At 70.6% G+C, this 22,021-nt stretch carries 21 protein-coding genes; 13 read left to right on the forward strand and 8 right to left on the reverse strand.

Features of this window, described 5'->3' with window-relative positions; translation table 11 throughout:
• Positions 1 to 7 precede the first annotated feature (7 nt).
• The gene (locus tag AC3ANN_RS02615; protein ID WP_488339461.1) at positions 8 to 1,285 is read left to right on the forward strand and encodes a D-arabinono-1,4-lactone oxidase; all 1,278 of its coding nucleotides are present in this window, start codon (positions 8 to 10) and stop codon (positions 1,283 to 1,285) included.
• A 21-nt stretch (positions 1,286 to 1,306) separates the two neighbouring features.
• Here AC3ANN_RS02615 and AC3ANN_RS02620 read toward each other — a convergent pair whose 3' ends face one another.
• On the reverse strand, positions 1,307 to 1,492 hold the full coding sequence (locus AC3ANN_RS02620) for a hypothetical protein (protein ID WP_488339462.1): 186 nt from the start codon (positions 1,490 to 1,492) through the stop codon (positions 1,307 to 1,309).
• A gap of 130 nt (positions 1,493 to 1,622) precedes the next feature.
• Here AC3ANN_RS02620 and AC3ANN_RS02625 point away from each other — a divergent pair, with 130 nt between their 5' ends.
• From AC3ANN_RS02625 to AC3ANN_RS02635, 3 genes are all read left to right on the forward strand, one after another.
• Positions 1,623 to 1,985: a VOC family protein gene (locus tag AC3ANN_RS02625; RefSeq protein WP_488339463.1), complete on the forward strand. Its 363-nt coding sequence runs from the start codon at positions 1,623 to 1,625 to the stop codon at positions 1,983 to 1,985.
• A 96-nt stretch (positions 1,986 to 2,081) separates the two neighbouring features.
• Positions 2,082 to 3,317: a HupE/UreJ family protein gene (locus AC3ANN_RS02630; RefSeq protein WP_488339464.1), complete on the forward strand. Its 1,236-nt coding sequence runs from the start codon at positions 2,082 to 2,084 to the stop codon at positions 3,315 to 3,317.
• Positions 3,318 to 3,425: 108 nt separating this feature from the next.
• Entirely contained in the window at positions 3,426 to 5,024 is a 1,599-nt protein-coding gene (locus tag AC3ANN_RS02635) for an L-serine ammonia-lyase, iron-sulfur-dependent, subunit alpha (protein ID WP_488339465.1), read from the forward strand.
• A 725-nt stretch (positions 5,025 to 5,749) separates the two neighbouring features.
• On the opposite strand, the gene AC3ANN_RS02640 is transcribed toward AC3ANN_RS02635, so the two are convergent.
• Positions 5,750 to 6,718: a hypothetical protein gene (locus AC3ANN_RS02640; protein ID WP_488339466.1), complete on the reverse strand. Its 969-nt coding sequence runs from the start codon at positions 6,716 to 6,718 to the stop codon at positions 5,750 to 5,752.
• Positions 6,719 to 7,270: 552 nt separating this feature from the next.
• Here AC3ANN_RS02640 and AC3ANN_RS02645 point away from each other — a divergent pair.
• On the forward strand, positions 7,271 to 7,726 hold the full coding sequence (locus AC3ANN_RS02645; RefSeq protein ID WP_488339467.1) for an Hsp20/alpha crystallin family protein: 456 nt from the start codon (positions 7,271 to 7,273) through the stop codon (positions 7,724 to 7,726).
• Positions 7,727 to 7,778: 52 nt separating this feature from the next.
• On the opposite strand, the gene AC3ANN_RS02650 is transcribed toward AC3ANN_RS02645, so the two are convergent.
• On the reverse strand, positions 7,779 to 8,369 hold the full coding sequence (locus tag AC3ANN_RS02650; RefSeq protein WP_488339468.1) for a thymidine kinase: 591 nt from the start codon (positions 8,367 to 8,369) through the stop codon (positions 7,779 to 7,781).
• Positions 8,370 to 8,492: 123 nt separating this feature from the next.
• Positions 8,493 to 8,933, reverse strand: coding sequence for a MarR family winged helix-turn-helix transcriptional regulator (locus AC3ANN_RS02655; protein WP_488339469.1), 441 nt, complete (start codon positions 8,931 to 8,933; stop codon positions 8,493 to 8,495).
• 42 nt (positions 8,934 to 8,975) lie between these two features.
• Between AC3ANN_RS02655 and AC3ANN_RS02660 the strand changes: the two genes are divergently transcribed.
• The 4 genes from AC3ANN_RS02660 (at position 8,976) to AC3ANN_RS02675 (ending at position 14,736) form a co-directional block, all read left to right on the forward strand.
• Positions 8,976 to 10,790 carry a DUF2207 domain-containing protein gene (locus AC3ANN_RS02660; protein WP_488339470.1) on the forward strand — a complete coding sequence of 605 codons (1,815 nt, stop codon included), beginning with the start codon at positions 8,976 to 8,978 and terminating at the stop codon, positions 10,788 to 10,790.
• A 162-nt stretch (positions 10,791 to 10,952) separates the two neighbouring features.
• Positions 10,953 to 12,620 carry an alpha-amylase family protein gene (locus AC3ANN_RS02665; RefSeq protein ID WP_488339471.1) on the forward strand — a complete coding sequence of 556 codons (1,668 nt, stop codon included), beginning with the start codon at positions 10,953 to 10,955 and terminating at the stop codon, positions 12,618 to 12,620.
• Positions 12,621 to 12,869: 249 nt separating this feature from the next.
• Positions 12,870 to 13,577, forward strand: a complete 708-nt coding sequence (locus AC3ANN_RS02670; RefSeq protein WP_488339472.1) for a DUF899 domain-containing protein — start codon at positions 12,870 to 12,872, stop codon at positions 13,575 to 13,577.
• 28 nt (positions 13,578 to 13,605) lie between these two features.
• Positions 13,606 to 14,736: a DUF4232 domain-containing protein gene (locus AC3ANN_RS02675; protein ID WP_488339473.1), complete on the forward strand. Its 1,131-nt coding sequence runs from the start codon at positions 13,606 to 13,608 to the stop codon at positions 14,734 to 14,736.
• Between the two features lie 49 nt (positions 14,737 to 14,785).
• Here the strand turns inward: AC3ANN_RS02675 and AC3ANN_RS02680 are convergent, their stop codons facing one another.
• Entirely contained in the window at positions 14,786 to 15,715 is a 930-nt protein-coding gene (locus AC3ANN_RS02680) for an aggregation-promoting factor C-terminal-like domain-containing protein (protein WP_488339474.1), read from the reverse strand.
• A gap of 260 nt (positions 15,716 to 15,975) precedes the next feature.
• Positions 15,976 to 17,658 carry a glucose-6-phosphate isomerase gene (gene pgi, locus AC3ANN_RS02685; RefSeq protein ID WP_488339475.1) on the reverse strand — a complete coding sequence of 561 codons (1,683 nt, stop codon included), beginning with the start codon at positions 17,656 to 17,658 and terminating at the stop codon, positions 15,976 to 15,978.
• A 115-nt stretch (positions 17,659 to 17,773) separates the two neighbouring features.
• Between pgi and AC3ANN_RS02690 the strand changes: the two genes are divergently transcribed.
• Genes AC3ANN_RS02690 through AC3ANN_RS02700 form a run of 3 tightly spaced genes read left to right on the forward strand, consistent with a single transcriptional unit; the run spans position 17,774 to position 18,813 of the window.
• Positions 17,774 to 17,926, forward strand: a complete 153-nt coding sequence (locus AC3ANN_RS02690) for a hypothetical protein (protein WP_488339476.1) — start codon at positions 17,774 to 17,776, stop codon at positions 17,924 to 17,926.
• A 51-nt stretch (positions 17,927 to 17,977) separates the two neighbouring features.
• Positions 17,978 to 18,334 carry an HNH endonuclease gene (locus AC3ANN_RS02695; protein WP_488339477.1) on the forward strand — a complete coding sequence of 119 codons (357 nt, stop codon included), beginning with the start codon at positions 17,978 to 17,980 and terminating at the stop codon, positions 18,332 to 18,334.
• Positions 18,335 to 18,339: 5 nt separating this feature from the next.
• Positions 18,340 to 18,813, forward strand: coding sequence for a GNAT family N-acetyltransferase (locus AC3ANN_RS02700; RefSeq protein ID WP_488339478.1), 474 nt, complete (start codon positions 18,340 to 18,342; stop codon positions 18,811 to 18,813).
• Between the two features lie 44 nt (positions 18,814 to 18,857).
• On the opposite strand, the gene AC3ANN_RS02705 is transcribed toward AC3ANN_RS02700, so the two are convergent.
• Positions 18,858 to 19,688 (reverse strand): esterase/lipase family protein, encoded by an 831-nt coding sequence (locus tag AC3ANN_RS02705; protein ID WP_488339479.1) that lies wholly within the window; start codon positions 19,686 to 19,688, stop codon positions 18,858 to 18,860.
• A 47-nt stretch (positions 19,689 to 19,735) separates the two neighbouring features.
• A complete protein-coding gene (locus AC3ANN_RS02710; protein WP_488339480.1) occupies positions 19,736 to 20,398 on the reverse strand; it encodes a TetR/AcrR family transcriptional regulator in 663 nt (220 codons plus the stop codon).
• Between the two features lie 112 nt (positions 20,399 to 20,510).
• On the opposite strand from AC3ANN_RS02710, the gene AC3ANN_RS02715 reads away from it, so the two are divergent.
• Entirely contained in the window at positions 20,511 to 22,019 is a 1,509-nt protein-coding gene (locus AC3ANN_RS02715; RefSeq protein ID WP_488339481.1) for an MFS transporter, read from the forward strand.
• Positions 22,020 to 22,021: the final 2 nt, after the last annotated feature.

A 22,021-nucleotide genomic window follows, 5' to 3' on the forward strand; every position in this document is an offset into this window, starting at 1 on the left:
CTCGCCTGTGACCTCGACACCGCCCGACGTGGTCGCCGCCCGCAACTGGGCGTCGAACCTGGCGTACGGCGCCACGCGCGTGGTAGCGCCGCGCTCGCTCGCGGAACTCGCCGAGATCGTGGGCTCGTCCGACCGCGTGAAGGCTCTCGGCAGCCGCCACTGCTTCAACACCATCGCCGACACCGACGGTGTGCACATCCTCTCGCACGAGCTGCCGGCCGAGATCTCGATCGACCCGGCACGCCGCGTCGTACGCGCCTCGGCTGGACTGCGGTACGGCGACCTCGCGCCGGTGCTCGACCGCGAGGGGTGGGCGCTGGCGAACCTCGCCTCGCTGCCGCACATCTCGCTCGCCGGCGCCGTCGCGACGGGAACCCACGGCTCGGGCGACGCGGTGGCCTCTCTCGCCGCCGCCGTCGCGGGCGTCGAGCTGCTGACCGCCGACGGCGACCTCCTCGCCGTCCGCCGAGGCGACCCCGCATTCGAGGGCGTCGTCGTCTCGCTGGGCGCGCTCGGCTTCGTGACCGCCCTCGAGCTCGACATCGTCCCGGCGTTCCGGATCGCCCAGACGGTGTATGAGCGCCTGCCGCTGGAGGCCGTGCTCGACGACCTCGATGCGGTCACCGGGCTCGGCTACAGCGTCTCGATGTTCCACACCTGGCGCGAGCCCGACGTCATCGACCAGCTGTGGGTGAAGCGGCGTGCTGATGCCGTCGGCCCGCTGCCGAGCGACGTGCTGGGTGCCGCGAAGGCCTCGGCCAAGCGGCATCCGCTCCCTGACGTGTCGGCCGAGAGCTGCACCGACCAGCTCGGAGCACCGGGGGCGTGGTTCGACCGTCTTCCGCACTTCAAGCTCGAGTTCACGCCGTCCAACGGCGACGAGCTGCAGTCGGAGTTCCTGGTGCCCCGGCGCCATGCGGTCGCCGCGGTCCGGGCCGTCCGCGAGCTCGCCGGGGCGGTCGCGCCGCTGCTGCAGGTGTGCGAGCTGCGCACCGTCGCCCGCGACGACCTGTGGCTGTCGCCCGCCTCCGGCACCGACGTCGTCGGCATCCATTTCACGTGGCTGCCCGATCAGCCCGGCGTCGAGCGGCTGCTGCCCGTCATCGAGGGCGCCCTCGAGCCGATGGGGGCACGCCCGCACTGGGGAAAGCTGTTCACCCTCGACGGCGCGGCCGAGCGGATGCCGAAGCTCTATCCTCGCTGGGACGACTTCGCCGCGCTGCGCCGCCGCCTCGACCCGCGCAGCGTGTTCGGCAACGACTTCCTCTCGCGGCTCGGCCTCTGATCCCGAGTGCGCGTGGCGGCGTCAGCGCCGGGCGTGCTCGTTCGGCTCGTGCTCGAGCCGCTGCGCGGCGATCGGCACCGCGACCGCCGCGGCGATGCACAGCACGCCGCCGATGAAGACGAGCCCGGGCAGGATCGGCGATGCGAACGAGATGCCGACCAGCCACATGCCGCCGATCAGCAGGATGCCGTAGAGAACGAAGAGCATGGTCCACCTCCGGTGGGATCGGTTCTTCTCCGTGATACACCCGGTTGCCGCCGACGTCGCGGGGGTTGACTTCACCCCGCGTGCCGGACTCGCCCTCGCCGAGGCATCCCGTTCGCGTCACAATGTCGGCATGAGACTCGTGCAGGTGGCCCAGCACGCCGACGACCTCGGCCGCGCGGCGGCGTTCTACTCGCGGCTGCTGGGCAGCGAGCCGACCGCCGTCTTCGACCCGCCGGGGCTGCTGTTCTTCGATCTCGAGGGCGTCCGTCTGCTGCTCGATCGCAACGCGCCGTCGTCACTCGTGTACCTCCGAGTCGACGACGTCCACCGGACGCTTGCGCGGCTCGACGACGTCGAGGTCGTCTCGCAGCCGCACGTGATCTTCCACCACGACGACGACCGCCTCGGGCCCTCGGGGCACGACGAGTGGCATGCGTTCGTCAAGGACTCCGAGGGCAACACGGTCGGGCTGATCGCGTTCCAGCCCTCCTGAGCCGGCAAGAGCGCCGGACGTCGTCGCCGGTCGTTCGCCTGGACGACCGCTCTCGTTCACACGCATTGCCGAGCATCGAGTGCCCGAAGGAGCTCGATGCCATCCCGACACCCCCGCCGTCGCACCGACCGCGTGCTCGTCCGACTCGTCTTCGCCGCCCTCGCGCTCCTCGCGGGCCTCGCCGCCCCGTCGCTCGCGGCGACACCACCCGCCGCGGCTCACGGATTCACGAGCGTGGTCTACGTACATGCCTCGGCACAGGGCGGCGACACGGTCCGCACGGTCGTCGCGCTCGAATACGACCTCCTGGTGTCGTCGGTGTCGCAGTACGCGGACGCACCCGCGTTCTACCAGGACGGCATGGACGTCTGGCAGACGGGGGAGGAGGCATCCGCTCTCAACGCGTACGCCGACCCGATCGTCGACTACGTCACCGAGCGGTTCGCCGTCACAGCCGACGGGGAGCACTGCGATCCGCGGCAGGCGCGCGAGCTCACCGCGACCGAGCGCGACGGCGTGCCCTACGCGGTCCTCACGCTGGACCACGGCTGCCCGCCGTCGGGCGTGCACGAGATCCGCAGCGCACTGTTCCCCGACGACGAGAACTACGTGCGCGACACCGTCACGGTCGTCGAGTACGAGCTCGACACGCAGGCGGGCACCGCGACGATCGACGAGGCGGCTCCGGTCTTCAGCACCGAGCAGTCGCTCGCCGAGCGGCTCGGCCACTTCTTCGTGCTCGGCGCCGAGCATCTGCTCTTCGGCATCGACCACGTGCTGTTCCTCCTGGCGCTGATCGTCGGCTCGCGGCGCCTGCGTGACATCGTGCTCGCCGCCACCGCGTTCACGCTCGCGCACTCGGTGACGTTCATCCTCGCCGCGCTGCGTGTGGTCGCGGTGCCTGCGGCGATCGTCGAGCCGGTCATCGCGCTGTCGATCGCCGTCGTCGCGAGCTGGTACCTGTGGCGCGTGTGGCGCGAGCGCGGTGCTCTTTTCGCGGAGACGCTCGTCCCCGAGAAGCGGGGCTTCACGACGACGGATGCCGCACGCCTGACAGTCGTGTTCCTCTTCGGCCTGCTGCACGGGGTCGGGTTCGCCGGAGCCCTCGGCATCGACGAGCCCTTCTCCTGGCCGCTGCTGGGATCGCTGCTCGTCTTCAACGTCGGCATCGAGGCGGTCCAGGTCGCGATCATCCTCGCGGTGTTCCCGCTCCTGCTCCTGCTGCGCCGGCGCGCTCCCCGCACGGGGCTCGTCGTGGGCGTCGCCGTCGCGGCCGGGGTGGCCGCGATGGGGCTCGTGTGGTTCGTCGAGCGCCTGCTCGGCTTCGGCTGAGACTCCGCAGCAGAGTGCCTCGCGACGGGCGATGCTGAGAGGCATCCTGCTGCTATCGAGTCGATAACGGCGCGCAGACTGCCCACCGACACCGCGTAGCCTGGACAGGTGAGCGCCTACGTCTCGGCGTTCGAGCTGTTCTCCATCGGTGTAGGACCCTCGAGCTCCCACACGGTCGGCCCCATGCGGGCCGCCCATGACTTCGTCGTGCGTCTGCGCGAGTCGGGTGTGCTGCCGCGCGTCGGCCGCGTCACCTGCACGCTGTACGGATCGCTCGGCGCCACCGGCATCGGCCACGGCACGCCCGACGCCGTGGTCGCGGGGCTGCAGGGCCTCGAGCCAGAGACGGTGGATCCGGATGCCGTGCGCGCCGCGTGGAGCGGCTGGCCCGAAGGCTCTGCGCTCGGGCTGGGCGGTGAGCGGCCGATCCCGTTCGACCGGGGCGACATCGTGTTCGCGCCGCGCACGCGCCTGCCCGGTCACCCGAACGCGATGACGCTCGAGGCGTGGGCCTCACCGGACGACGGGCCCGTGCGCGCCATCGCCGGCGCGGCGGGTGTGCGCGACACGGGTGCGGCGCTCGCCCCCGTTGCGGCTGACGCGGTCGCGACGACGGATGCCGGCCTCCTCGCCCGCGAGACCTACTACTCCGTCGGCGGAGGGTTCATCCGCCGCGAGGGCGACCCGACGACCGCGGCCGGCGCTCGGCCGTACCCGCTCGCGTTCGCGAGCGCCGAAGAGCTGCTCGCGCTGTGCGACGAGCGCAGGCTCACGATCGCCGAGGCGGCGAGGCTCAACGAGGCGACAATGCGCCGTGACGAGGAGATCGCCGAAGGACTCGACGCGATCTGGGACGCGATGGCGGGGTGCGTGAACGCCGGACTGCATGCCGAGGGCGTGCTGCCCGGGATGCTGGCGGTCAAGCGCCGCGCCGCAGCGATCCGCGTGCAGCTCGAGGCCGCCGAAGCCGACGGCCGGCGCGAGCTGCCCGGCGAGTGGCTCGGCGCGTTCGCGCTCGCCGTCAACGAGGAGAACGCCGCGGGCGGGCGCGTCGTCACCGCGCCGACGAACGGCGCCGCCGGCATCGTTCCGGCGGTGGCGATGTACTGGTGGCGGTTCCTCGCCGACTCCGGACTCGGAGCCGGCAACGCCGTGACGCCCTACGGCGAGCTCGTCGGAAGCGCCCTGCTCGGCTACCACGGTCACGCCGTCGCGCCCGAGGAGGCTGCGCACTGGGATGAGGAGCAGGTGGCCGAGGCGAACCGCCGCCGAGGCATCCGTCGCTTCCTGCTCACGGCGACCGCGCTGGGTTCGCTGTTCAAGGCGAACGCCTCGATCTCGGGCGCCGAGGGCGGATGCCAGGCCGAGGTGGGCTCGGCGTGCGCGATGGCGGCCGGCGGGCTGACCGCGGTCATGGGCGGCACCAACCGGCAGATCGAGAACGCCGCCGAGATCGCGATGGAGCACCACCTCGGTCTCACGTGCGACCCGGTCGGCGGCCTCGTGCAGATCCCCTGCATCGAGCGAAACGCCATCGCCGCGTCGACCGCCGTCACGGCCGCGCGCCTCGCGCTGCGCGGCGACGGCAGCCACTACGTCTCGCTCGACGCGGTCGTCGAGACCATGCGCCAGACCGGCATCGACATGTCGCACAAGTACAAGGAGACGAGCGAGGGCGGCCTCGCGGTGAACGTCATCGAGTGCTGACCGTCGCGTCGGACGCCGGTCGCTCAGGTGGCGCAACACGCGGAATGGTGAGATGGATGCCGCGCGTCGTGCCCCCCGGAGTCTGCGCCGTCGTGTGGGTCGGCGTGCCGAGCGTGTGTTCGAGTGGCGCAACACGCGGGGTGATGCGAGGGATGCCGCGTGTCGTGCCACCCGAGTGTGGAGCGGCGCGCCGAGGGTGTGTTCAGGTTGCGCAACATGCGGAATGGCGGGACGGATGCCGCGTGTCGTGCCCCCCGAGTGTGCGCTGTCGTGTGGGTCGGCGCGCCTAGCGTGAGTTCAGGTGGCGCAACACGCGGAATGGTGGGATGGATGCCGCGTGTCGTGCCACCCGAGTGTGCGCCGTCGTGTGGGTCGGCGTGCCTAGCGTGAGTTCGGGTGGCGCAACACGCGGAATGGCGGGGCGGATGCCGCGTGTCGTGCCCCCCGAGTGTGCGCTGTCGTGTGGGTCGGCGCGCCTAGCGTGAGTTCGGGTGGCGCAACACGCGGGGTGATGCGTTGGATGCCGCGTGTCGTGCCCCCGAGTGTGAGCGGCGTGTCTGGCGTGTGTTCGGGTGGCGCAACACGCGGAATGGCGGGGCGGATGCCGCGTGTTGTGCCACCCGAGTGTGGAGCGGCGTGTCTGGCGTGTGTTCGGGTGGCGCAACACGCGGAATGGTGGGATGGATGCCGCGTGTCGTGTCACCGGAAGCCGGGACGGGGGGCGGTCAGGGGTGCCAGCCGCGTCGTCGCAGCACCGACCGCACGATGGCGACCCCGCGTCGATCGGCACTCCGCACGTGGGCCGACGTGAGCCGGACTACCTCCCAACCCTCGGCGGTGTACGCGGCGTACTTCTCGATGTCGCGGTTCCACTGCGCGCGGTCGGTGCGGTGGTGATCGCCCTCGATCTCGACGACGGTCCGATACTCGGGAAACACGAACTCGGTGATACCCAGAAGAACTCCGCGGCCGTCGCGGATCTCGACGTCGAGCTCGGGGATCGGTAGCCCGCCAGCAGCGGCATCCAGTCGGAAATCGGTCTCGAGTGGCGAAGCACTGCCCTCCCGGACGAGCGGGAGCGCCTCGACGAGGCGTCCGATGCCGCGGCGTCTGCCGGCCGACGCGATCGCCGTGAGATCGTCGATCGTGCCGAGGCGCTCACGCGGCACGAGCCTCCCGCGCCCGTCCCGGGGGATGCGGACGATCTGGTCACCGAGTGCGATGAGCTCTCGCACGCTGAGTTCCGGGGCGAGCATCGCCCACGTCGAGGCCGCGTCAGTCGTGCGGATCCCGGCGTGCACGTGTACGTTCGCGAGCTGCGGCGAGACCTTGATGCCGCGGATGCCTCGAGCACGAGGCGCTCGAGCCGGTGCGAAGACAGCGACCTCCAGACGGGCGCCCGGGTTGATGGAAAGGCCGAGATGCACGGCGGCGCTGCGTCCCGCGAGGAACACGTGCGGACGCATCGCAGTCGCGTAGGCCCGGATCTTCCGCTGCTCTCGGCGCCGCGCGATGTCGTCGATGGACAGATCCTGGTCGGGTTCGGGATCATCCAGCGACTGCCGCACGCCGTGGAACGGAGCATCCAAGTCGCTCGCTTGCAGCCGGCCGGATGACACGCCACGGGCGCGGGCGTCGGAGACGGAGAACGCGCTTCCGAGGCGCTCGGGCAGCGGTGTCGGACGAGCAGACATCCGTCGACGATGGCGTGCGCCGAGGTCGCCAGCGGTGCGCCATCCCGAATCTGTGAGCGCTGAACGTGAGACGTCGCTTGTGGAGGAGCCGCCGCCGAGGTGCTCGACGCGCCCGGTCCCGGGTTCGGGTGGCGCGACACGCGGAGTGGTGGGGTCGATTCCGCGTGTTGCGCCACTTGAAGTAGCGGTGGCGTGGGGTTCCCGCGTGGTCGTGGGGTGGTGCATGGTTCGGGTGGCGCGACACGCGGGGTGGTGGGGTCGATTCCGCGTGTTGCGCCACTTGAAGTAGCGGTGGCGTGGGGTTCCTGCGTGGTCGTGGGGTGGTGCATGGGTTCGGGTGGCGCGACACGCGGGGTAGTGGGGTCGATTCCGCGTGTTGTGCCACCTGAAGCCAGCAGCGGCGGCGGTGGGAGGGAGTGCGTGGCGCGGAATGGGTGGATGCGTTCGTCCACAGCGAACAGCGGACCTATTAGCACTCGCCCACCGAGAGTGCTAATCTGAGCGTAGTTGAGTCGAGTGGGCTCAACTCCATGACACAGAGAGGAGATATCCATGGCCACGTACGACCCGTTCCGTGACCTCGACCGCCTCGCGTCTAGTCTCTTCGACACGCGCCGCGGCCCGCGCCGCATGCCGATGGACCTCTACCGCGACGGCGACCACTACGTGCTGACCGCCGACCTGCCGGGCGTCGACCCGGGTTCGGTCGACATCGACGTCGACGGCCAGCTACTGACGATCCGCGCTGAGCGCACGCTCACCACGGGCGAAGGCGTCAAGTGGATCACGCGCGAGCGCGAGGCCGCGAGCTTCCTGCGGCAGCTCAACCTCGGCCAGGGCATCGACACCGACCGCATCTCTGCGAGCTACAACAACGGCGTGCTCAGCGTCACGATCCCGGTGAGCGAGCAGGCCAAGCCGCGCAAGATCGAGGTGACGGCAGAGAGCAGCGCTCCGACGATCCGGGCGCACGAGTCCAGCGAGACCCCGCAGCCGATCGAGCAGTAGCGATCGACCGCGAACGGATGCCTCGTCCCTCAGGGGACGGGGCATCCGTCGTTCATGCGGCGGACGCCCGGTCGCCCGTGAAATGACGGCGGCAGCGCGCCTGGTACGACTCGATGCCGCCGACCTGCTCGCGTGTCGGGACGTTCGGGTCGCCGGCGGCTCCTGCAGCGAGACGCTGATGGAATGCGGCATCCGCTCCGCACACCGCGCACACGGCCGTGAGTTTGAGCACGTCCTCGGCCATGGCCATGAGCGATGGCATCGGCTCGAACGGGCGGCCGTCGAACGTGACGCACAGGCCTGCGACGATGACGTTCAGCCCTCCGGCGACGAGTGCGCCCACGGCAGGGACGAGCCCCGCACCGAAGAACTGCGCCTCGTCGACCGCGACGAGGTCGAGCCCCCGATCCCGCACGTGCGACACCAGCTCATCGACGTCGGCCACCGACTGCGACTCGACGCTGAGCCCCGAGTGCGAGCTCACCTGCCCCGCGCCCCTTCGGTCGTCGAGTGCATGGCTGATGACGTCGACCGACAGGCCGGCGATGCGTGCGCGACGCACACGGCGCAGGAGCTCTTCGGACTTGCCGGCGAACATCGGTCCGGCGACGACCTGCAGCCGCGCCGGCGTAGGCGTATGCATGGCGCCCACCCTACGGCGCCCTAGGATCGAATGACCCGAAAACACGGGTCAGCACAACCGCTGGTGACGACGGATGCCGCGACCGGGGACCGGTCGGGGCGCCCGCGCAGGCATCCCGACGCCTCAGCAGCCGGGCTGCTTCTTGCGGAGCTTCGCGGTGAGCTCACGGAGCTGAGCCAGCTCGTGGTCGTCGAGCACCGACATCCGCTCGGCGATGGCCCTGCCGTGCGCGCTCGCGATGCGGCGGAACAGGCCGGCTCCGGCCTCCGTCGCCCTCACGAGCGACCCGCGGCCGTCGTCGGGATCCGCGCACTTCGTGATGAGGCCACGCGCGACCATGCGGTCGACGAGCCGCGAGACGCTCGGCTGGCTGATCAGCATGTTCGCCGTGACGTCGCGCAGGCGCGCGGTCATGTCGTCGCCGCGCGTGACGGTGAGGAGCACGTCGTACTCGGCTTGGCTGAGGATGTCGTCGTGGAAGTCCTCGTTGATGTCGCCGAAGATCTCGTGCTGCGCGCGGAACAGGCTCTCCCACGTGTCGATGGCGAGACGACGATCGGTCATAGCGACAAGATTACGGTGAACGGGCACCCCTAGGCTGACCGCATGGCGACTTCTGCGATCGCCCGGTCGCGCGGGCGGATCCGCTCCGCGGCGACGCGGGTTCTGGTGGCGCTGCTCGGCGGGCTCCTGATCACGGGAGTGGGCTTCGGCGCGACACCGGCGCACGCCGATGTCGAGGACTTCGCGTTCGAGAGCCTCGACGTCGAGTATCAGCTCGGACGCACGGATGAGGGCACGAGCACCGTGACCGTCGTCGAGACGTTCGTGGCGGTGTTCCCGGAGTACGACCAGAACCGCGGCATGCGCCGTACGGTGCCCGACTCGTACCAGGGTGCGCCGCTGAACCCCGAGCTGGTCTCGATCACCGACGAGGACGGCGCGCCGCGCAACGCCGAGGTCGAGACCGACGACGGCGCGTACATGATGACTTCGCGCGCCGACGAGTACGTGCACGGGCGGCAGACCTACGTCTTCACGTACACGCTCGAGAACGTCACGCGGTTCTTCACCGACACCGACTCCGACGAGTTCTACTGGGACGTCAACGGCACCGTCTGGCCGCAGTCGTTCGGGCGCGTGACGGCGCGCGTGACGATGCCGTCGGAGCTCGAGCGGGCACGCACCGGAGAACAGGCCTGCTACGCCGGCTACCAGGACTCGACATCGCAGGATTGCACGATCGCCGACGTGGGCGGCGCGGTCGAGGCCTCCGCCGGACCGCTCGAGCCGTACCAGACCCTGACGATCGCGATCGGCTTCGAGGCCGACACGTTCACCGAGTTCGACTCGACGTATCTGGCGTCGCCGTGGGGCTGGCTGCAGGGCGCGGTCGCGCTGCTCGGCCTCGGCGGTGCCGTGACTCTCGCGGGCGTCTCGCGCCGCAGGTACCTCCGCGACGAGCCGGGCCGCCCCGTCATCATCGCCGAGTACACGCCGCCGCGCGAGATCGACGCGCTGGAGAGCGCGGTGCTGCTGGGCCTGCCGACGAAGGCGATCCCGGCCGAGGTGCTCGAGCAGGCCGTGACCGGAAGCATCCGCATCGAAGAGGGCCACCGCAAGCTGTTCGGCGGGGTGAAGCTGAAGGCCGTGCTCGTGGACCCCGCGCGCGCCGACGGCGACGGACGGATGCTGCTGGAAGGACTCTTCCCGATCGGCTCGCCGGGCGAGGAATTCGAGTTCGGCCGCTCCGACACCCGGTTCTCGGCGGCCGCGCAGAAGATCCTCAAGGCCGCGAACCAGGAGCTCGTGACGCGCGGACTGCGCCGGCCCGTTCCGGGCAAGGCGCGCCTGTGGCCGCTGCTCCTCGCGATCCTGTCGGCCGTCCTGGTCTTCCTCCTCGGGTTCGGAGCGCTGGCCGCATTCGTGGCGCCCCTGATCCCGATCGCGCTCATCTTCGTGTCGGTCGTGACGGTGTTCGTCGTGGTGGGGCTCGTCGCACGCAAGCCCCTCACCGCCGCAGGCGCGGAGGTGCGTGACCACCTCGCGGGGCTCAAGCAGTTCATCGAGTGGGCCGAGGCCGACCGCATCCGCATGCTGCAGTCACCGCAGGGAGCCGAGCGCGTTCCCGTCGACGTGTCGGATCCGCGCGTGAAGCTCAAGCTCTACGAGGCGCTGCTGCCGTATGCCGTCGTGTTCGGCCAGGAGAAGGAGTGGGCGCGCGAGCTCGCCGTGCTCTACGGCGACGGCGACTCCCCGGGCTGGTACTCCGGTGGCTCGGGGTTCAACGCCGCGGTCTTCTCGGCGGGCATCTCGAACCTGTCGTCGTCGACGGCCTCGTCGTCGTCCACGTCGGGCGGCTCGTCAGGCGGCGGCTCGGCCGGCGGCGGTGGCGGCGGAGGAGGCGGCGGCGGGGTGTGAGACGGTCCCCACGCCCCCTCAAGGCGCCGCTGACGCGTCGCCCGGAGCCTCCGGGCGCGTGGGCCCAGCCGTGCAGCACAGCACGCCCGCGCGGCTAGCGGATCGCATGCCGCGGCGGAAGGGGCTGTCGCCCCGCACGCTCGCACGGCACACTCGGACCCCATGAGGATCACCGACACCAGTGACCTGTGGTGGAAGTCGGCCGTCGTCTACTGCCTCGACGTCGAGACGTACCTCGACTCGAACGGCGACGGCGTGGGCGACCTGCAGGGCCTCGCGGCGCGCATCGACTACCTCGCGCAGCTCGGCGTGACGTGCCTGTGGCTGATGCCCTTCTACCCTTCGCCCGATCGCGACGACGGCTACGACGTCACCGACTTCTACGGCATCGACCCACGGCTCGGCAACCACGGCGCCTTCGTCGAGATGGTGCGCACGGCGAACGACCGAGGCATGCGTGTGATCGTCGACCTGGTCGTCAATCACACGTCGGATCGGCATCCGTGGTTCGTCGCCGCGAAGCGGAGCGTGAACTCGCCGTACCGCGACTTCTACGTGTGGCGCGACGACCCACCGCCCAAGGGGCAGAAGAACACCGTGTTCCCGGGAGAGGCCGACGGAATCTGGACGAAGGACGAGAAGTCGGGGCAGTGGTACCTTCACAGCTTCTACGAGCACCAGCCCGACCTCAACATCGCGAACCCGGTGGTGCGCGACGAGATCGCGCGGACGATCGGGTTCTGGCTGCAGGTGGGGGTCGCGGGCTTCCGCGTGGACGCGGTGCCGTTCCTGCTCGAGGTGCCGGAGGGCGCCGAGATGGCGAACCCGCACGACTTCCTGCGCGACGTCCGGCGGTTCATGCAGCGGCGGTCGAGCGAGGCGGTGCTGCTCGGGGAGGTCAATCTTCCGTACGAGCAGCAGGTCGCGTACTTCGGGGCGAACGACGATGGCCAGGAACTGACCATGCAGTTCGATTTCCTCGCGATGCAGCGACTGTACCTGTCGCTGGTGCGCCAGGATCCGACGCCGTTGATCGAGGCGCTGACGAAGCGGCCGAAGCTGCCGATCGAGTCTCAGTGGGCCAACTTCCTGCGCAACCACGACGAGCTCACGCTCGACCAGCTCAGCGAAGACGAACGGCAGGAGGTGTTCGAGGCGCTCGCCCCCGATGAGCGGCAGCGCGTGTTCGGGCGCGGCATCGTGCGTCGCCTCCCGACGATGCTGCAGGGCGACCCGCGCCGCATCCGCATGGCGTACAGCATGCTGTTCACCCTCCCCGGAACGCCGGTGCTCTTCTACGGAGAGGAGATCGGCATGGGCGAGAACGCCGAGATTCCGGGGCGCCAGGCCGTGCGTACGCCCATGCAGTGGTCGGCCGACCGTAACGGCGGGTTCTCGGATGCCCCGCCCTCGCGTCTCGTGTCGAAGCCACCGTCGGACGGATATGCGCCGGAGCACGTCAACGTGGCGGATCAGATCGAGGAGCGCGGATCCCTGCTGCACTTCTTCCGCGACCTCATCTCGCGCTACCGCATCTCGCCCGAGCTCGGGTGGGGCGAGTTCGAGGTGCTCTCGGAGGAGGGGTCGCGGGTGCTGGTCCACTCGCTTCGCGCCGATGTGGGGCGGATGGTGGCGGTGCACAACTTCGCCGACGTTCCTGCGCTCGTGCGGTTCGAGGTCGATGACGAGCCGGAGGGGGCGGCGCTCGTCGATCTGCTCGGAGCGCACCGGATCGACCTGACCGACGGCGGGTCGGTGGAGCTCGAGGTCGCACCGTACGGGTACCGCTGGTTCCGCGTGTCGCGTCCGGGGGACGGCCGCGTGACGTGACGGCAAGAGTAAGGGCCGGTCGGAGAGGCTTACCGACCGGCCCTTGTCCCTTGCACCAAGAGTGTCCTGCAATCACATGCCGGTAGCTGCCACAGCAAAACAACTACCGTGCATGCACTCTATAACGGCCAGGTAACGACGGCAAGGGTTTGCCGTTATCTTTTTGTGATTCGGTCCGTGGCGGCTCCCTTGACCTTCCCGTCGCGATGTGTACAGTGTGAACATATCGCCGCAGATCCGGAGGACCTCATGGGGACCACGACCAAGAACGCACTCCCGCCCGTCGTCGACGCCTCCGAGTGGCGGCGTGAGCTCGACGCCCTGCGCGTGCGCGAGAAGGCGGCGACACGCGAGCTCGATGCCATCGCCGCGCAGCGCAGGCGGCTTCCGATGGTCGAGCTGCCGGAGTACACGCTCGTCGGCAAGGACGGTCCCCTCCGCCTCGCGGAGATCTTCGAGGGAAGGTCGCAGCTCATCACGTACCACCACATGTGGTTCGAGGGGAAGGAATGGCACTGCCCCGGGTGCACCGGGTTCACGTCGCAGTTCACCCGCCTGGAGTTCCTCGAGCCGTACGACGCACGCTTCGTGATCGTCACGCAGGGCCCCATCGACGAGGCGCTCGAGTACAAGGAGCGCACCGGCAACCGGATGGAGTGGTACTCGACCGCCGGCAGCCCCTTCGGCGAAGACATGGATGCGCCCGAGGGTGGCGGCTTCGCGGTCAACGTCTTCCTGCGCGACGGCGACACGGTCTACCGCACGTGGCACACGGATGGCCGCGGCACCGAACAGCTCGCGCACACGTTCCCGCTGATCGACCTGCTGCCCTATGGGCGCCGCGAGGCGTGGCAGGACTCGCCCGAGGGCTGGCCGCAGGCCGACACGTTCGACGGGTGGCTCGGCTCCCACGATGTCGCGCGCCTCTACGGCCCGCTTTCCGCGCACGTCGACTGAGCCGCGGCCCATCCGCCAGGATGGATCGATGAGCATCAGCCGCCCCCGCCTCATCGCCTCGAGTGTCGTCGCGGGCACGCTCTGGCTCGTGATCGCCGGTATCGACGGCACGCTCCGGCAGATCCGCGGAGGACTCGGACAGGCCGCCATCGTCGTCCCGGATGTCGTCCCTGCCGGTTTGTGGATCTGGCCGGATGCGTTACCCGCGGTCGCCGTGGTCGTGGGAGCGATAGCCGTCGCGGCCTGCCACGCGCTGTACTCGACGCTGGCCGCACGCGGGGCCGGGGCATCCGTCGTCGGCGTGTGGTTCGCAGCCGTCGCCGCGGGCGCGACCGTCGGCCTCGCGATGGACGTCGCTGCCTCGTGGGACCCGCTGCTCGACTACGGACTGCGCGGGATCGTGGTCGGCGAGCCGGGTGCGACGGCGGCCGCAGGCGCCCTGTGGGGACTCGTGGTCGGGTGGATGCCGGGACTCCTGGCGGCCCGCCCGGCGCGGGGCGACGCGACCCGCCCCGTCGGTCGCGCGTGGCTCATCGGAGCCGCCGCCGTCGCGGTGGCAGCGGTCATCGTGATCGGCGTCGCCGGCGAGGAGGCGTCGCGCGCCGACATCGCCGCACGGGCGGAAGCGGCGTGGCAGGAGCAGGCCGGCACCGGCCATGGGTCGCCGCCCGACCCCGACGCGCAGGGCGATCCGGTGCCTTCGGCAGCTGCGGGCTCAGCGGAACTGGACGCGCAGTGGTGCACCGCCGACAAAGCGACGATTCTCAAGGGGGAGCCCGATGCGGCGACCGGGCACCGAGGGATGCCCATCACGTTGATGAACTTCTCGACCTCGCCGTGCGTCATCGAAGGCTACCCCGACGTCGCGTTCGGGGATCAGAACGGCCATCTGCTCGCGGTCTCGATCGAGCACTCGAGCTCCTTCATGGCTCAGGACCCCGGTCCGCAGCGCATCGAGGTGCCGCCCGGCGGGTATGCGATCACGTACCTGGGCTGGGACGCCGCCTCGACGCACAGCGGCCTCGTCACGACGACCGTCCATGCCGCGCCGACACACGGGATGCAGCGCGGTTCCTGGCCGATCGATCTCGACATCGTCGAGGGGTCGACGGTGGAGGTCACCGCCTGGCAGCTCGCGCCCGACCCGGCTGCTCAGTAACGCGGATGCCTCGGCCGCCGTTCGCACGCCGGGCCGAGGCATCCGTCGATCAGTACCAGTTCGTCGCCTGCGAGTGGCCCCACGCGGCGCACGGCGTGCCGTAGGCGCGGGCGATGTAGTCGAGGCCCCAGCGGATCTGCGTCGTGGCATTGGTCTGCCAGTCGGCGCCGGCGCTTGCCATCTTGTCGCCGGGAAGCGACTGCGGGATGCCGGTGGCACCGCTCGACGGGTTGTACGCCTGGTAATCCCAATCCGATTCCTTCGTCCACAGCGACTCGAGGCAGGAGAACTGGCCGTCGCCCCAGCCGTGGTCGGCCGCCGCGAGCTGGCGCGCGGTGGCCTTGGCTCCTTCGGGCGTGTTGGCGGCTGCGGCTGCGGCGGCTGCTGCGGCTGCCTCGGCCTCGCGCTGCGCCTGCGCCTGCGCTGCGGCCTCGGCGGCGGCGACGGCCGCCGCGGTCTCGGCAGCGCGCTGGGTGAGTCCGGCGTTGAGCCGCTCGCGCACGTCGGCCGCGCTCGCCGCGACCTTCTTCGCTGCTGTCGCGACCTCAGCGGTCGCTTCGGGGGCGAGCATGAGCGGGATGACGTCGAGGTCGGCGAGCCGCTCGACGGCGTCGCGCAGGTCGCGCGTGTGGATCTCGGTCGGCTCGGGGCCGAGGTCGAGACCGGAGTCGGTCACGGCGGCTGTCACCGCCTCGGCCTCGGCCAGCGCGATGCGCGCCTGCGCGAGCGTGGTGCGTGCCGTCGAGGTCGCATCGTCGATCGGCTCGGCCATGATGGCCTCGGCGGCCAGTGACGCGACCGACGCGGGCGAGAGCGCGGGCTCGACGGCGGCAGCGACGCTCGGCGTGGCGACGACGAAACCGGTCGTCGCGATCGTCACGGCGACCGCTCCTGCGGCGACGAGCGGGGCGAAGCGGCGGCGGGCGCGACGAGTGCGCTGGGCGCGGCGAGTGGGGGCGATCTGGGGGGAGTCCTGCATAGGGGTTGCGTTCCTTCGGGTGTTCGCGCGCACGTCAGCGCGCCCTGCGCGCACGGCGGCGGCGCAGCGCGCCCTCGGGTCGGGCGCGGCACAAGGCACACCGAGTCTGCGCGGCTCTTCTGGACGAAACCTCCGTCCTCCCTGGCAGAACCGTGTACGCGGTTCGTGCGAGAAGCCTTCGATGCGCGGCGGCGCACGCCGAAGACGACGGATGCCGTCACCCGGCGTGAGCGCCAGGTGACGGCATCCGCCGACTGCCGTCAGACCCGCCGATGTGCGGAGTAGTACGCGAGGAGAGCCCGGGTCGAGGCATCCTGCGCGCCGATCGCGTCGGGGTCCCCCTCGACCGCCGGTGCGATCTGCAGCGCGAGCTGCTTGCCGAGCTCGACACCCCACTGGTCGAACGAGTTGACGCCCCACACGACGCCCTGCGTGAAGGTGATGTGCTCGTACAGCGCGATGAGCTGGCCGAGCACCGCAGGGGTGAGCGCCGGTCCGAAGATCGAGGTGGTCGGCTTGTTGCCGGCGAACGTGCGCGCCGCCACGAGGGGCCCGGTGGTGCCCTCGGCCTCGACCTCCGACGCGGTCTTGCCGAAGGCCAGCGCCTTCGTCTGCGCGAGGAAGTTGGACAGGAACAGGCCGTGGACGTCGGTCTCGCCGTCGCGCAGCGGATAGGCCGGGTTCGCGAACGCGATGAAGTCGGCCGGGATCAGGCGCGTGCCCTGGTGGATGAGCTGGTAGAACGCGTGCTGGCCGTTCGTGCCCGGCTCGCCCCAGAACACCTCGCCGGTGTCGGTCGTCACGGGCGAGCCGTCCCAGCGGACGGACTTGCCGTTGGACTCCATGGTCAGCTGCTGCAGGTACGCGGGAAAGCGGTCCAGCTGCTGCGCGTACGGCAGCACGGCGTGCGACTGCGCGCCGAGGAGGTTGGAGTACCAGATGTTGAGGAGGCCCATGAGCACCGGGACGTTGCGCTCTAGAGGCGTCATGCGCACGTGCTCGTCGACGGCGTGGAATCCCGCGAGGAGCTCGCGGAAGACGTCCGGGCCGAGCTCGATCATGACCGACAGGCCGATCGCGGAGTCCACCGAGTAGCGGCCCCCCACCCAGTCCCAGAACCCGAACGCGTTCACGGGGTCGATGCCGAAGGCCGCGACCTTGTCGATCGCCGTCGAGACGGCGACGAAGTGGTGGGCGACGGCATCCGTCCTCTGCGCATCCGTGTCGTCGATCGCGCCGGCGGACTGTAGGCCCGACCACAGCCACTCACGGGCGAGGCGTGCGTTCGTCAGGGTCTCGAGCGTCGTGAACGTCTTGGACGCCACGATGAAAAGCGTCGTCTCGGGGTCCAGGCCCTTCGTCTTCTGTGCGATGTCGGTGGGGTCGATGTTCGAGACGAAGCGGGCCTCGATCCCTGCGGTCGAGTACGGTTCGAGCGCGGCCGACACCATCACCGGGCCGAGATCGGAGCCGCCGATCCCGATGTTGACGATGTGAGTGACATTCTTGCCCGTCACGCCCGTCCACTCGCCCGAGCGCACCCGGTCGGCGAACGCGCTCATCGCCGACAGCACCGCCTGCACGTCGTCGTCGATGTCCTGCCCGTCGACGACGAGGGCCGGTTCGGCGGCAGCCGGGCGGCGCAGCGCGGTGTGGAGCACGGCGCGGTCCTCGGTGGTGTTGATGTGCTCGCCCGAGATCATGGCGGCGTAGCGCTCCGCGACGCCGGTCTGCTCGGCCAGGCGAACGAGAGACGCGAGGATCTCATCGGTGATCAGGTTCTTCGAGAGGTCGACGTGCAGGTCGGCCAGCGGGAACGACAGCCGCTCGGCCCGGCGCGGGTCGATCGAGAACCACTCGCGGAGGTCGGGGGCGAAGCCGTCGCGGTGTGCGACGAGCTCCGCCCAGGCGGGCGTGGCGGTGGCATCGACGGGCGCAGTCATGACACCACGCTAGCGCCGGCCGCGTGCACGTTACGGGGTGAGTCGTCGGCGCGCGACCATCCACAGCCGGGGCGGGAGCGTCCCGTCGCCTCTCGCCGCTCCGTAGGGTGAGCTCATGTTCATGGGCTTCAACGGCTGGTTCGTCGTCATCCTCGTCTACGCGCTGTTCGCGGCGATCGCGTTCGGCCTCGTGTACGCGGCCGTCCGCCTCGCGGTGCTGCATGCCCTCAAGTCGCACACCCGCTGGGTGGACCGCGGCAAGCTCTGAACCCGGGCGTGCCGACGCGCCGCTGCCGGTCCCGGGCTCTAGGTTGTCGTCATGCCCGTGAGTCAGACCCGGCGCGCGCGCGCCGCACGCCGGCGGGCGCGACGCGTCGCCGCCGCCGACAACGACCTCACGGTCGACGAGTGGGAGGCGCTCGTCGAGGCGTGGGCCGCGTGCGCGTACTGCGGCGCGGCGGCCGGGCCGTTCCAGAAGGACTGCGTCCTGCCGATCTCGCGCGGAGGCCGCTACACGTTCGAGAACGTCGTTCCGGCGTGCCGCTCGTGCAACGCCAGCAAGAGCAACGACGAAGTCACGGGGTGGCTGCGGCGCAAGCGACTGGACGAGCGGGCGTTCCTCCTCCGCCACGTCGAGATCCTCGCGGCGTGGAGGGGCGCCGGCCCGGCAGAATGAGGCGCATGGCCACCGACATCCGTCCGTACGAGCCGCGCGACTGGGACGACATCTGCCGCATCCACGATGCGGCACGACTCGACGAGCTGCGCGGCGCGGGTCTGCTGGACGCGTACCTCGATCTCGCGGCCACGTATGAGAACGAGGGACTCTTCGACGACGAGGTGTGGGTGGCCGAACTCGACGGTCGCGTCGCCGGGTTCATCGCCGGCTCGGTGGGGCACGAGGGTGGCGAGATCACCTGGATCTACGTCGACCCCGAGCTGTACCGCAGAGGCGTCGGGCGAGCGCTCGTCGAGCATTTCACCGCGCGCTCCGGCGGCCCCGTCCACCTCGAGATGCTCGACGGCAACGGTGCGCTGGCGTTCTACGAGGCGCTCGGCTTCGTGCTCGAATCCACCACGACGGGCAAGCTGGCCGGCAACGAGGCGTTCGACGCGACCGGTCACACCCTGGTCTGGCGGCCGGACCCGTCGTAGCGTCCGGTCTGGCCAGGCCGCGGCATCCGTCCGCCCCTCCAGGCTCAGGATCCGTCGCTGCGGGACAGCAGCGCGACGCCGTCGATCACCGCGCGGTGGGTCGCGGACGGGCCGAGCACGCGGAAGTGCCCGGCCGTGGGCACCAGGACGTTCGTCGCCCCTTCGAGGGCGCTGCCCTCGGGGATGTGAGGGTCCCACGGTCCGAACACCGACACGATCCGGCCGTTGACCGACGTCTCGCGCCCGAGCATCACGATGATCTCGTCGTCGGGCACGAACGCGCGGATGCTCGGCACGATGAACAGGCGTGCGAGCCGCGAGCCGCCGAACGGCGTCGCCACGGCGACGAGGCCGAGGAGTCCCGACGCACGACCGCCGGAGGGAGGTGTCGCGGTGGCGGCGGCATCCGCGGGATCGCCGCCCGCCGCCGCCTCTGCGGCTGCCTCGACGGCGGCGCCCGAGGTGATGAGCGCGTGCTTGCCGATGAGCCCGCCCTTGCTGTGCGCGACGAGCACGCGTCCTGCCGCCGGCGCGGGGGTCTCGCCGAGCAGGCGCACCAGCCTCGCCGCGGTCGCGGGGATGCTCCGGCGGTTGACGCCGAGCCCGTGCACGACGCGCACGCGGTGACCGGCCGCGGCGAGGGCGTCGCCCAGCGGACGAAGGAAGGTCCAGTGTTCGTACACGCCGGGCAGCAGGAACACCTCGGGCAGGCTCGCGTCGCCGCGGTGCCAGGACGGCGGCGTCGGCCGCCGGGCGCCGATCGCCCACGGGAGGGACAGCACCGCGAGCTGGCGTCGAGCCGCGTAGGCGTAGTCCGTCGCCCACCACAGCGCCCGTCGCAGCGCGCTCGGCCGCGCCGCGGCGTCGGGTTTCATGCGTGCAGTCTAGGGGCGTCCCTCGCGAGGGCGAGCCCGCAGCGCGATCACGCGGTTCGTCCGGCCGGCGCGGCGGCCGGTGCGCCGCGCACGCCGGTGATCGCCGATTCCACGACGGCGGCGGCGAGCGCGTCGATGACGGATGCCGGCTGCCACCGCACCGGGCCGTGCACGGCGATCTCGGCGAAGCCGTGGACGGCCGACCAGCATGCCCACTCCGCGTACGGGCGGCGCTCGCTCGCGAGCGCCCCGGCCTCGACCATCGCGTCGAGCGTGTCCATGAGCACCTGGAACGGCGCGACGATCTCGTCGTCCAGCGTGACGATGCCCTCGCTGGCGTTCGCGTCCTGCGTGAAGAACGCCGTCTCGAACCAGCCGCGCTCCGCGCGCGCGAAGTCGATGTACCCGAGCCCCACGCGGCGCAGCCGCTCGATCGCGGCGTCGGCGTCGGAGAGGCCTGGGGGTGCGGCGGCGACGCGCTCGCCGATCGCCCGCGCGAGAGCGAGCTGCGCTTCGCGTGCGACGGCGCGCACGAGGTCTTCGCGGTCGGCGAAGTGCCGGTAGGCGGCATTGGGCGATACGCCGGCGGCGCGGGTCGCTTCGCGGAGAGTCACGGCCGACGGACCGCCGGTGCGGGCGAGTCCCAGGCCCACCTCGATGAGGGCACGTCGGAGGTCCCCGTGATGATAGGTGCGAACCGCGCTGGTCATTGCGTCACCCCCGGCGAGTGTGTACGGTGTGAACATCGATGTGAACGGTGTCCACATCGAGCCTACCCCTCGCCACCGCACGGTCGTCGACCCCACACGCAGAAGGAAGTCCATGAGCCACTCGTCGCCCGCTCAGGGCGCTCCGACCTCGGCCGACGAGGCCGTCCAGTACCGCCCTGACGCGCGCACGCTGCGCGCCTTCCACCAGGTGCTCGTCAACACCGCCGTCGCCAACGTCACGTCGAGCTACCTCTGGTGGGCGCTGACGTTCTGGGCGTATCTCGAGACGCGGTCGGTGCTCGCGACCGCCATCATCGGCGGGTCGTACATGCTCCTGGTCGCGCTGCTGGGCGTCGTCTTCGGCGCGATCGTCGACCACATGAAGAAGAAGGCCGTCATGGTGCTCTCGAGCGTCGTGACACTGTCGACGTATCTGATGGCCGGGGCGCTGTACCTGGCGTTCCCCGAGAGCGTGCTCGTGAACTGGGGCGGGCCGTGGTTCTGGGTGTTCGCGGGCGTGATCCTCATCGGCGGAGTGGTCGAGAACATGCGCAACATCGCGCTGTCGACGACGGTGACCCTGCTGGTGCCGGCGGATCGCCGCGACAAGGCGAACGGCCTCGTGGGCACCGTGCACGGCATCGCGTTCATGGTGACGAGCGTCTTCTCGGGACTGTCCGTCGGCCTCCTCGGCATGGGCTGGACCGTGGTGATCGCGATCGCGGCGACCGCGATCGCGCTCATCCACCTGCTGTTCGTCCCGATCCCCGAGCGCGGCGTCGCGCACGTGGAGGGCGAGGCGCCCAAGGGCTTCGGCTTCCGCGAGGTGATCCCGGCGGTCATGGTGGTGCCGGGACTGCTCGCGCTCATCCTCTTCTCGACGTTCAACAACCTCGTCGGCGGCGTCTTCATGGCGCTCATGGATCCCTACGGTCTGACCCTCTTCTCGGTCGAGATGTGGGGCATCATCCTGGGCATCACCAGCTTCGGGTTCATCATCGGTGGCGGGCTCGTCGCGAAGTTCGGTCTCGGCAGGAACCCGGTGCGCACGATGCTGCTCGTGAACATCGGCATCGCCCTGCTCGGAATGACGTTCGCCATCCGCGAGGTCTGGTGGCTCTACGCCGTGGGCATCCTCGTCTTCATGTGCCTGATGCCGATCGCCGAGGCATCCGAGCAGACGATCGTGCAGCGCGTCGTGCCCTACGAGAAGCAGGGCCGCGTGTTCGGATTCGCCGCGAGCGTGGAGTCGGCGGCGGCGCCGATCTCGGCGTTCCTCGTCGGTCCGCTCGCGCAGTTCTGGCTGATCCCGTTCATGGACTCGCAGGCCGGGCAGGACTCGCTCGGGTGGCTGCTGGGCGAGGGCGAGGCCCGAGGCATCGCCCTGGCGTTCGTCGGCGCGAGCCTGCTGCTGCTGCTCGTGGTGCTGCTCGCGTTCGTCTCGAAGCCGTACCGCGAGCTCTCAGACGCGTACGCGGCGGCGCCGCCCTCGCTCCACACCGACGACGGCGCGTCCGAAGCCGCGCCTGATGCGCCCGGTGAGGAGCCGGGCGAGACGGAGGACGGCGCCCTCGACGCGATCGACGACCCCGGCGAGGATCTGCGCTCCAGCGTTCGCTGAGG

The organism is Microbacterium sp. STRO-2N (assembly GCF_057747775.1).